General features: G+C 53.1%; 13 protein-coding genes and 1 pseudogene. 9 read left to right on the forward strand and 5 right to left on the reverse strand.

The window, feature by feature from the left end; genetic code table 11:
* From ACOJWD_RS10090 to ACOJWD_RS10125, 8 genes are all read left to right on the forward strand, one after another.
* Positions 1-828: DHHA1 domain-containing protein (locus tag ACOJWD_RS10090; RefSeq protein WP_486993106.1), on the forward strand; the 828-nt coding region annotated here is incomplete at its 5' end.
* A gap of 46 nt (positions 829-874) precedes the next feature.
* Positions 875-1,150 carry an IreB family regulatory phosphoprotein gene (locus ACOJWD_RS10095; protein ID WP_486993107.1) on the forward strand — a complete coding sequence of 92 codons (276 nt, stop codon included), beginning with the start codon at positions 875-877 and terminating at the stop codon, positions 1,148-1,150.
* The gene (gene ruvX, locus ACOJWD_RS10100) at positions 1,143-1,889 is read left to right on the forward strand and encodes a Holliday junction resolvase RuvX (protein WP_486993108.1); all 747 of its coding nucleotides are present in this window, start codon (positions 1,143-1,145) and stop codon (positions 1,887-1,889) included. Before ACOJWD_RS10095 ends, ruvX begins: the two co-directional genes overlap by 8 nt.
* A gap of 27 nt (positions 1,890-1,916) precedes the next feature.
* Positions 1,917-2,957, forward strand: a complete 1,041-nt coding sequence (gene mltG, locus ACOJWD_RS10105) for an endolytic transglycosylase MltG (RefSeq protein WP_486993109.1) — start codon at positions 1,917-1,919, stop codon at positions 2,955-2,957.
* A 59-nt stretch (positions 2,958-3,016) separates the two neighbouring features.
* Positions 3,017-4,222: a hypothetical protein gene (locus tag ACOJWD_RS10110; protein WP_486993110.1), complete on the forward strand. Its 1,206-nt coding sequence runs from the start codon at positions 3,017-3,019 to the stop codon at positions 4,220-4,222.
* 58 nt (positions 4,223-4,280) lie between these two features.
* On the forward strand, positions 4,281-5,105 hold the full coding sequence (locus ACOJWD_RS10115) for a hypothetical protein (RefSeq protein ID WP_486993111.1): 825 nt from the start codon (positions 4,281-4,283) through the stop codon (positions 5,103-5,105).
* A complete protein-coding gene (locus tag ACOJWD_RS10120; protein WP_486993112.1) occupies positions 5,102-5,839 on the forward strand; it encodes an HhH-GPD family protein in 738 nt (245 codons plus the stop codon). The genes ACOJWD_RS10115 and ACOJWD_RS10120 overlap by 4 nt, the downstream gene beginning before the upstream one ends.
* 71 nt (positions 5,840-5,910) lie before the next feature.
* On the forward strand, positions 5,911-6,237 hold the full coding sequence (locus tag ACOJWD_RS10125; protein ID WP_486993113.1) for a rhodanese-like domain-containing protein: 327 nt from the start codon (positions 5,911-5,913) through the stop codon (positions 6,235-6,237).
* Positions 6,238-6,284: 47 nt separating this feature from the next.
* Here the strand turns inward: ACOJWD_RS10125 and ACOJWD_RS10130 are convergent.
* From ACOJWD_RS10130 to ACOJWD_RS10145, 4 genes and pseudogenes are all read right to left on the reverse strand, one after another.
* Positions 6,285-6,494, reverse strand: a pseudogene (locus ACOJWD_RS10130) (thioredoxin family protein); the annotation flags it as partial.
* Between the two features lie 12 nt (positions 6,495-6,506).
* Positions 6,507-6,935 (reverse strand): hypothetical protein, encoded by a 429-nt coding sequence (locus ACOJWD_RS10135; RefSeq protein ID WP_486993114.1) that lies wholly within the window; start codon positions 6,933-6,935, stop codon positions 6,507-6,509.
* A gap of 62 nt (positions 6,936-6,997) precedes the next feature.
* The gene (locus ACOJWD_RS10140) at positions 6,998-7,237 is read right to left on the reverse strand and encodes a glutaredoxin family protein (RefSeq protein ID WP_486993115.1); all 240 of its coding nucleotides are present in this window, start codon (positions 7,235-7,237) and stop codon (positions 6,998-7,000) included.
* Between the two features lie 30 nt (positions 7,238-7,267).
* A complete protein-coding gene (locus ACOJWD_RS10145) occupies positions 7,268-7,684 on the reverse strand; it encodes a DUF302 domain-containing protein (RefSeq protein WP_486993116.1) in 417 nt (138 codons plus the stop codon).
* 130 nt (positions 7,685-7,814) lie between these two features.
* Between ACOJWD_RS10145 and ACOJWD_RS10150 the strand changes: the two genes are divergently transcribed.
* Positions 7,815-8,090, forward strand: a complete 276-nt coding sequence (locus ACOJWD_RS10150) for a metal-sensitive transcriptional regulator (protein ID WP_486993117.1) — start codon at positions 7,815-7,817, stop codon at positions 8,088-8,090.
* A 99-nt stretch (positions 8,091-8,189) separates the two neighbouring features.
* Here ACOJWD_RS10150 and ACOJWD_RS10155 read toward each other — a convergent pair whose 3' ends face one another.
* Positions 8,190-9,341: an SLAC1 family transporter gene (locus tag ACOJWD_RS10155; RefSeq protein ID WP_486993118.1), complete on the reverse strand. Its 1,152-nt coding sequence runs from the start codon at positions 9,339-9,341 to the stop codon at positions 8,190-8,192.
* Positions 9,342-9,549: the final 208 nt, after the last annotated feature.

Genomic DNA, 9,549 nt, shown 5'->3' on the forward strand with positions numbered 1-9,549 from the left:
AGCGAAGACGTCATTGATGAGATTGAGGATCTGGTCAGCGGCTGGATTCTAGCGGACATTGACGTAATCGTCACTCACACCTCCAAGGAAGAGGCCCTTCAGGAAGGGGCGCTGGCGTTTTTTGATGATAAATATGGAGAGATGGTACGAGTCATTACTGTGCCTGGAGCAAGCCAAGAACTTTGTGGTGGAACTCATTGCCAGCGCACGGGTCAAATCGGGTTGATGACCATTCAAGAGGAAGCTAGCATCGGAGGAGGTTCGCGCAGGATCGAGGCGAGTACTGGGATGCATTCTCTTCAGTGGGTGCAGGAGCAACGCCGGGTGCTGCGCGAGTTAAGTAGCTACTTCGGCCATGCTGCTGTCAGGGAATGGCCGAAGCGCGCCGAAGAGTGGCAATACCGCCTCAAGCAATACGCGGTGCGCGAGGAAGAGATGGCTCGCCAGCAGCGCTCCCATATGGGACAAGAATTACAGGCGGCGGTCCAAACTATCGGCGACATGAGGTTCGTGGTGGCTGAAGTGCAGGTGGACTCCTCGGACGCCCTGCGGGATGTCCTGGATGGGGTGAAGGAAGGCGTCGACGCTGCGGTATTGGCAGCGCGCCATGGAGACAGGGCATCTGTGGTGGTGTTCTTAGGAGAACGTGTTCGCCGACAAGGATATGCCGCGAGAGATTTGGTGAAGCCTCTTGGGCACGTCATTGGGGGTGGCGGAGGCGGTCGTGATGATATGGCACAGGCCGGGGGCCGCGAGCCGCAACGTGTGCCCGACTTGTTGAAGGTCGCCCAGGATTGGATCGACAAAAACTTTGGTACAGCAGGATAATTTCGTGTGAACCGCGAAGAAGGCAACCAAGAAAGGATGTGGGACTATGAGTCTGTCGGACGACACCCGACGTCTCGGAGATTACCACGACCAGGAAAAAGCGGCCGATATGGTATTGCGCGAGGTGTACGGAGCTCTTAAGGCCAAAGGATATAATCCCATAAGTCAGTTAGTGGGCTACTTATTGTCCGGAGATCCGGCGTACATCACCAGTCATATGGGAGCCCGCAATCTCATTCGACGCATGGAACGGGACGAGCTGCTAGAAGAGTTGTTACGTTCTTATGTCAGCCATTTGGACCCGACACCTTCTGATGGCTGAACGCATAATGGGCCTTGACGTGGGGGATAAATGGATTGGGGTTGCAATGAGCGATGAGACGGCACTAATTGCTCAGTCGCTGGCACCGATTCACCGTAAGGACCTCACGGCGGACTTGCTTCAAGTGAAAACATTGGTGTCGGAGTGGAATGTAGGTCAAATTGTGGTAGGATTGCCTTTGAATATGAATGCGACCATCGGGCCGCAGGCACAGAAGACTTTGCATTTTGTTGACGAGTTGTCTCAGGTGGTAGGAATTGCAATTGAAACCTGGGATGAACGATTGACAACGCAACAAGCAGAACGCATTCTAATTCAGCAGGATGTACGTCGTGAACGACGTAAATCGGTGATTGATGGTGTCGCCGCGGCGTTGATCTTGCAGGGGTACTTGGACCGTCAACGGGTGGTCCGAAATAGAGAGGAGACTCAAATGGCTGACGATAAGGATTTGGAGATTGGTTTTTCGGAAGAAGAAGACGAAATTATAACCCTGACCGATGATGAAGGAAAAGAGCATGAATTCGTCGTCGTGGATGTCATTGAAGTGGCGTCTAAGGAATATGCGATTTTGTTACCCATTGACACGGAAGAGGATGAAGAAGCCGAAGCCGTGATCTTGCGTTTGGACAAGGACACGGATGGCGACGACGTATTGGTCGATATTGAGTCTGAGGAAGAATGGGAACAGGTCGCTCAGGCTTATGAGGAGTTGCTGGACGATGAAGGCGAGGAATAATTTCCTCAATTCTGCCGTCAATCACCGGTGATTACACCAGTCGAGCCTCGTCAGCCAAAACGGCGCTCCTATCGGGCTCTTGGAGTGTGGGCGGCTTGTTTGCTGGTCGCCCTGGGGGCTATTGCCTACGGTTGGCGTTTGTTCCAACCAGTCAGTGCCCACGGTAGCGAGGTGCGATATGTTCGGGTGGCTTCGGGACAAAGTGCTGATGAAGTCGCATTAACGTTGCAACGCGCGGGGATTATTGAGAGTGCATTGGCGTTTAAGCTGCTAAGTCGCTGGGACGGGTTGTCCGAGCATTTGACGGCTGGCGTCTATCGCTTATCGCCGACCATGACACTGGGTACTATACTGGGGAAGATGCGCGATGGCGATGTGGTGGTCACGCGCGTGGCTATTCCGGAAGGTTGGACTGTGCAACAGGTGGTTGATCGTTTAGTCGCACGGCACATCGGAACGTTAGTACAGTATCGAAGGCTGGAGCAATCGCCGCTGCCTGGAATGCCTCGAGCCGGGTCCCGTGTGCGCGACCCTCTTGAAGGGTATCTTTTGCCAGCCACGTATTCTTTTCCGTATGGTACGACAGCACGACAAGCTCTAGAAACCATGTGGAAGACCTTTCAGATCCGAGTGACACCGATTTATAACGCGTCTCATTCATCCCTGACCCTTCAGCAATGGGTCACGTTAGCGTCCATTGTACAAGCTGAGGATAAAAGGGCCAATCAAGCCAGTACAGTGGCAGGGGTATTTGTCAATCGTCTGCGAATAGGTATGCCCTTACAATCTGATGCAACGGTACGTTACGCTATCGGACATCCAGTGGCGGGAGGACTATCGTTGGAGAATTTACAGTATGCTTCGCCATATAATACTTATCTCCACACAGGGTTGCCACCCGGGCCGATAGATAACCCCGGGATTGCCATGTTGACCGATGCATCGCGTCCGGCCCAGGTACCCTATTTATATTTTCTCGCATTGAGAAATGGTGACATTCTTTTCGCTACAACCTATCAGCAACATCTGGCCAATATTCAATATGCCGATTCACATAGTCAGTCATAGAGTTTGAATATGGGTGAAAATGGAAAAACTTCCTGTAGAACTACAAGGAGGTTTTTCTATTGGTACGTCATCGGCGGACTGTGCTCGGAGCGGCCTTGGCCTTTACCGTGGTGCTGGCAATACTTGGACTGATTCTGTCGCGGATAGGGATCCCAACCAATACTTTGCCTTATACCGTCGCTTCGAGTACGCCCATGCTTGAAGGGCCTATTGTTGGTAGCTATGGTCGCCCCCTCACCCGTCTGGCAAGAATTCGCGCATTAGTAGTGGTGCCCAGCGAAATTCCGAAGGACGACCGGCCACTCATCGTTAAGGCATTCGGCTTAGGGACAATGCCGGCATCAGCGGTGCTGGTGCGGCTGACCTCAAGCCAAGAGACCCGCTGGGCCCACAAAAATGTTCCCGGTATTCATTGGGTTGTCGCTCAGGAATGGCTTGGCCGTTCTGAGGTCGGTACAAACGTGGTCAAGTGGGCGGCCATACAAGATGGCGATGTGGGGACGCTAATTGAAAGACGCACCAGTAGCGGGAGTTATGAGGTGGCAAACGCCATTGCTCACGTGGCTAGTGTGAACGTAGCGCTATCTCAACATCTCGGAGCCTTGATGGGTGCTCGCGGGTCAGTGGTGGTAGTCAATCATCGCGGGCAGGTATTGGCAGCGGTTGATACGAACCGTGAGCTTATGGATGCTGGAGTCTCAGTCGGTATGGCGGACTTCCCGCCGCTGCTGGCGGTGGCGTTGCACGACCCCTCGGTGCAGAAGGTAGTACAGGAGAATTCCGCCTCTTTGTCGCGTATCGTCACGGTCTGGGGCCCAGGCCGCATGCGAAGTGGCATACAGGAATTGGGTTTGTTGGCCTCTCCTTTATGGAAGGTCGCCAGCCCTTCTCAGGTGGGAGCGGTGAACGGAGCGCAGGTGGTGACCGGGACGAGTCAGGTCCGGGTTTCACCGCTGGCAGTGGCGCGAACCTATCTCCCTTTTGTGAATGGTGGGCGCGACACATCACTCCTGATAGGTACGGAAACCGCCCACCCTCATCGGATGGCAGCCCGCTTAAATGCGGCCATGTTTCGTGAGGTGTTGGGGCAATTGCCGGTGGTCCGCGATAATGGCCATACCTATCGGGTGTGGCGGCCGGACAGCCGATTCGCTGTCCTAATTGATGAGCGAGGTGGCTACGTCGCGGTGTTAGAAGGGACGGCCGCCAAGAAGAGTCTTTCGATATTGGCCTTATTGGCCACCGAGGGCGTTTCGCTTCACTAACCGTATAGCAGGATTCTGAGCCGTGCGTCGCGAACCGTCATGGTGAGGTGTGTGATAAGTGGCCGATGTTCGCCAAGTGATGCGCGTGAATATACGAGGGTGGATGGCGCTCGGATTTTGGATTTGGTTTCCTGGTGCTTTGGTGGTGTGGCTTTGGGTGGGAGAACAAGTGCGTTTAGGCTGGTTCCGCGCCACGGTGTCGGTCGTGGGCACATGGGCCATTATTGTGTCTGCGCGGGGCTTAAGTGCTCTGTGCTTGAATGCGCTGTCTTCGTACATGGGCGGATGGCAATGGATTGTCCGTGAGGATCAAGTCGTGCGCGTGAGGGTGTGGGGCAGTCTCAGCGCTATTTCCTATGCAGCCATTCCGTTTGGAGTCCTTACGGGGCTGATGATTAACCTATGGGGATGGGTGAATGTGATTCCCCATCACTGGGTTGTGGTTCCGGTGGCTTTGTGGATGGCCGCTGAGGTATACGGGATCCTGTCCCTGACCTTTTATAACGAGATTATTGTGCGCTTTTATGGTCCCGTTCACGTTACCTGTCGACGTCTGGAGAACGGAGAAACCATACTTCTCCAGGTGTCTGCCACCCCGTTGAGACGCGTCACGACCATGTGGTATTTCTTGTGGTTGTTATGCATTCTCACCATGGGATTTCTGGTGGCGGGGGTATTGCTTATTATGGTAGCCCGCCATGTCCCCGCTGGAGGATTTGGGATGGAGGTGGGGGCGTTTGCATTCGTGTTGGCGCTATTTGTCAGCTATTTAGCATCTGTCGCTATAGGGTGGTGGTATCTGTTGGGGGCCAAATGTTATGCGTGGGCCGCCCTAACGTGGGTGACCTGGCGTGAAGAGACTCTAGGGAGCGTCTCACAATGAAGCATTTAAAGTACTATGCCGATGTTGACTCGGATCGTATGAACACCTTTCGGGAGGCGGTAATCAGTTGGTATACGACCAATGGTAGGGACTTGCCCTGGCGGCGAACCACAGATCCCTACGCCATCTTAGTGTCCGAAATTATGTTGCACCAGACAACAGTTCAGACAGTATATCCGGTTTACCAACACTTTATGGCCGTGTTTCCGACCATCGAAGCGCTGCAGCAAGCGACCTTAAGTGACGTGAAAGAGATTACCGATCCGTTGGGATATAAGGTGCGCGGGTCGTGGTTGCATAATATCGCTCAGACGGTGGTACTGGACTGGGGCGGTAAGTGGCCTCGTGAGGTGGAGGAGCTCATGAAATTGCCAGGGGTAGGACGGTACACCGCCGGGGCTATCGTGTCGTTCGCGTTTGGCGTTGATGCACCCATCTTAGATACCAATGTGAAACGGATTTTAGGGCGATACTTTGGCGTACCCTATCGGCATACCACGGCTGAATCGGAGCATCATTTATGGGCACTAGCGGAAGCCGTGATACCCACGGGTCAGGCCATATTGTTTAACCAAGCTCTGATGGACTTTGGTGCCATGCTGTGTACTTCACGGCGCCCGCTGTGTACGATTTGTCCCGCCTTCCATCAGTGTATGAGCGCGAGTGGGGGAGTCGAACATCTGGTGGCCTCCGAAGAACCGCTTGCCTATCGGATTACTCCTCGAGTGGAATGACATGTCGATAAAATACCATAGTGGGTATATAATAGTAGAGAAAGTAGTGAATAGAGAGAGGGAGAGATCTGATGTTCAAACTGTTTGGCGGAGCAAAGGTGGAGACGGTAGATGCGTCAACGGTAAAGCAGCGTTTAGACGAGGGCGATAAGCCGTATATCTTGGATGTGCGGACGGTGGCGGAATTTCGCCAAGGTCACATCTCGGGAGCACACCACATCCCTCTTAATGAACTTAATCAGCGCCTGCACGAAGTACCCGTCGATGTCGAGGTGGTGACCGTATGTCGTTCGGGGGCTCGAAGCCGCATGGCAGCCGATGTGCTCAAAGGGAAAGGCTATAAGGTGAAAAATATGGTGGGCGGAATGAATATGTGGAAGGGATCGATCAAGCGATAAAAGATCTGGGCGCAGGAAGTGACGATACCTCCTGCGCCCAGACAACATTACATGCCGAGCTCTCGCCGGATGATCTCCATCAGTTGATTCTCCGGTACCGCTCCGACCTGTTGCGCGCTGCTATTTATTACGGTGACGGGTACGCTATAGACACTGTACTTATCTGATAACGACGGAAAGCTGCTCGCATCCACCATGTCGGCGGTAATGTAAGAGGGATTGACGCGGGCCATTTCATGTGCCAGGCGAACTGCCCGGGGACAGTATGGTCAGGTAGGTGTTACAAAGACTTCCAGGTGGAGCGGTTGGTTGAGATTTTTTAGCCATTCTTGGGTCTGTTCACTCAATGTCACTGCATGATGGGTCGACACGTCGACTAGGTCCTCAAGAAACGTGCCAAACTCCTGCCCACCGGGAAACCCCAGATAGCGTATGCCAGTCATAGCGTCGCCCATGCTAAATTGCGTGATGGGACCTTCAATGTCCTCGGCAGTCTCGGGGGCAATGGGCGGTATTGGCTCATCATGCGTGATCACGTCCACTTTGGAGGTAATGTCGTGCAATTCGCCCAATAACTGAGCCATCGGCTCAGTGGCAGGACTACCCGCATGGGGATAAAAATGAACAGTTACAGGGTCACCGAGATCGGCGAGATACTTTTCCACTTCGGGCTTGATGTTATCCGATATGATGCTCATAGACTCACTCCTTTATGCGTGCGTATAATGTCTCGTAAATAGTGTACCGTAAATAAGAACCGCTACTCCAGTGAACGAATTCCTAATGCTCTGTCCAACTTGGGACGATTGAAACCGATGATGGCCTGCCCGTTCACATCAATTACCGGCACACCGGTTTGACCAGTCTTGCGTTTTATCGCGGCCAGACCCTCGGTCGAACGAGTGACATCCACTTCGCGAAACGGGATTTGACGTTCTTTTAGGTAGCGCTTGGCTGTCTTACAATGGGGACAGGTCGGAGTGGTATAGACTATGACCACAATAGTTCACCTCCATAGAAAAAATTTTCCTTACTGTTGCGCGACCTGTATAATCACCTCAGTGAGGATTTGCTCAACCTCAGTGGCTAGCTTGATGAGTGACGTATCGGCGTTAGCAATGGCTGCGATCATAGAGGTCGGACGCTGCATCCCAACTTCCGTTTGATGTGTCTGCTCGTTTTCGAAAACTACGAGTTTGCAGGGAAGGAAGTAGCCTGCTTGCTGGGATGTGGACAGCGCATCGTAGGCCCTTGCGGGGTTACATACCTCAAGTACATGAAATTCCGCAATACTTGGTTGGCCCTTATCTCTCAGTGTTTGTGCCATGTCAAGATGGAATAACGTTCCAAAATTGTGGGACTTTAAGACGGTCTCCAGCGACTGGAGCACGGTCGGGATAGATTTCACTGTACCAATGCTAAAGGTAGAATCTGTGATTGTCTCCATGGTCAAATCCTCCTACACGGGTTATAATATCAAATACCACAGAGGGTATCAAGGTGGCATTGACCTATTCCCCCTAGTTTTCTCAAGGAGCTATAGAATATGTATGTTACTTACGAAGGGAGTCCTATGGATGGAACGTCATGTTTACTGGGAAGAGCAAGACGTACTGAATCGTTTACGGCGTATTGAAGGGCAGGTAAGGGGATTGCAGCAACTGGTAGGGAGAAAGGAGACCTGTCGGTCGATTTTGACCCAGTTGGCGGCTGTAGAAGGGGCCCTACACCAAGTTAGCCGGATTGTAGAGACGTGTAGTGTGGCAGAGGCTTTGCTGGACGACAAGGAGCTTGTCGAGGACGACCTGCCGGCCATTCGCACGGCGCTACAGCGGGTCGTGCGGGGGAAATAAAGGCCAGCGAGCGAATGAGTGGGGGGCGTCGTTGGAGAACGGCTGGTACTAATTTTTTGAAGTCACGCGGCGGTTGCATGTGCATTGAAGACGACCCCTCTAGTGCTTGACTCGGCGACGCCATCTGACAGCGCTATGTTGGGGGCGTTCGGTCGTCTCCGGTCCGCTCACGCGTAGTCGAGAGTTGGTACGCAGTGTGCCTGAAAACGTCATTTGGCGCGTTGCGAAGGCCATAAAGGTACGCGTTAGCACGATGATAAAAAAGCCCGTCAAGAGAAAAAATAAGCCATGTGCGATCCATTGTAATAAGGCGACATGCACGTCCTCGTAAAGAAAATCGGTTCCTCCCGTGAACACGCCCAATGGGAACGTCAGCCCCCACCAGCCGAGGTTAAATGGCAGATGCCGCCGTGCCGTATGGAGGGTTGTTGCCACACTTAGCGCCAACCACCATAGACCGAATCCCCACAGACCAAAGGACATGACCACCGCGGCACCGTTCATGACGGTACCGATAGCCCCGAGTGTGTTCGGTAAATTGCGGCCGATGTCGAGGAGAGCCATAATGCCGGTGCCCAACGTACCTAGAGAGATCCACGTCGAGATGGCCATTTCTGCCGGCGGCAGTCGATAGAGGGCTAAACGCAAAAACAAGAATCCTAACATCAAGAAGGCTAACGGCACGCTAAAAGCCCACAGACCGAGACCAATAACCACCAGTTCTCGGCGGACGGCTAGATTCGCCATATGAGGTATCAATGTCCCCACACTGGCTGCCGTAACCTCTGCGGGCACCACTGGCATCAGCCATAGACCTGTCAGCTTTCTGATGGTATGTTGATGGCTGACAAACATAAAGTAAGGCACCGCGATTCCTGAGATAACCGCCATGATGACGTTTACGATCCACAGTCCCAAGGCGATATTTATGGCACGAACGCCAACCACACTCGGGCCTAAGTCAACGAATCCGTTCACTACGGTTGTCAATGCCATCGGCACCGCGCCCAAAAACATCGACTGCACGGGATCGCGTACAATCGCTACGGAGCCACTCCAATTAAGCACCCATCGTAAGACCATGAAGATAAGCAAGAGGCCTACCAAGAGCGTATTAAAGATCCAGAGGCCTGTAGCAATACCGATCATCCAATCGGGTCTGTCCGGATATAGGAACAGAGCGATCGCCAAGATGCCGATGCCCATGCCAACCGTAAACCAATTAGGGGTGAAATTGCGAATGAATGGCATGGGGTCCTCCTCGTCGTTGTAGACTGCCGCAATGATGCTAGGATGTCCGTCGTGTGAAGGAGGATGCATGTTAGTGGGGAGAGTTCACTTGTGTGGCTCTATCCAGAGGTCAGCACCCACAAGACCAAGCACCCACAAGACCAAGCACCCACAAGACCAAGCACCCACAAGACCAAGCACCCACAAGACCAAGCACCCACAAGACCAA

The organism is Sulfobacillus sp. TH-112 (assembly GCF_057473405.1).

Bases quoted from the DNA above. Each gene is read 5' to 3' on its own strand.
- ACOJWD_RS10095 (WP_486993107.1), top strand. From the start codon at position 875: ATGAGTCTGTCGGACGACACCCGACGTCTCGGAGATTACCACGACCAG.
- ruvX (WP_486993108.1), top strand. From the start codon at position 1,143: ATGGCTGAACGCATAATGGGCCTTGACGTGGGGGATAAATGGATTGGG.
- ACOJWD_RS10120 (WP_486993112.1), top strand. From the start codon at position 5,102: ATGAAGCATTTAAAGTACTATGCCGATGTTGACTCGGATCGTATGAAC.
- ACOJWD_RS10125 (WP_486993113.1), top strand. From the start codon at position 5,911: ATGTTCAAACTGTTTGGCGGAGCAAAGGTGGAGACGGTAGATGCGTCA.
- ACOJWD_RS10135 (WP_486993114.1), bottom strand. From the start codon at position 6,935: ATGAGCATCATATCGGATAACATCAAGCCCGAAGTGGAAAAGTATCTC.
- ACOJWD_RS10145 (WP_486993116.1), bottom strand. From the start codon at position 7,684: ATGGAGACAATCACAGATTCTACCTTTAGCATTGGTACAGTGAAATCT.
- ACOJWD_RS10150 (WP_486993117.1), top strand. From the start codon at position 7,815: ATGGAACGTCATGTTTACTGGGAAGAGCAAGACGTACTGAATCGTTTA.
- ACOJWD_RS10155 (WP_486993118.1), bottom strand. From the start codon at position 9,341: ATGCCATTCATTCGCAATTTCACCCCTAATTGGTTTACGGTTGGCATG.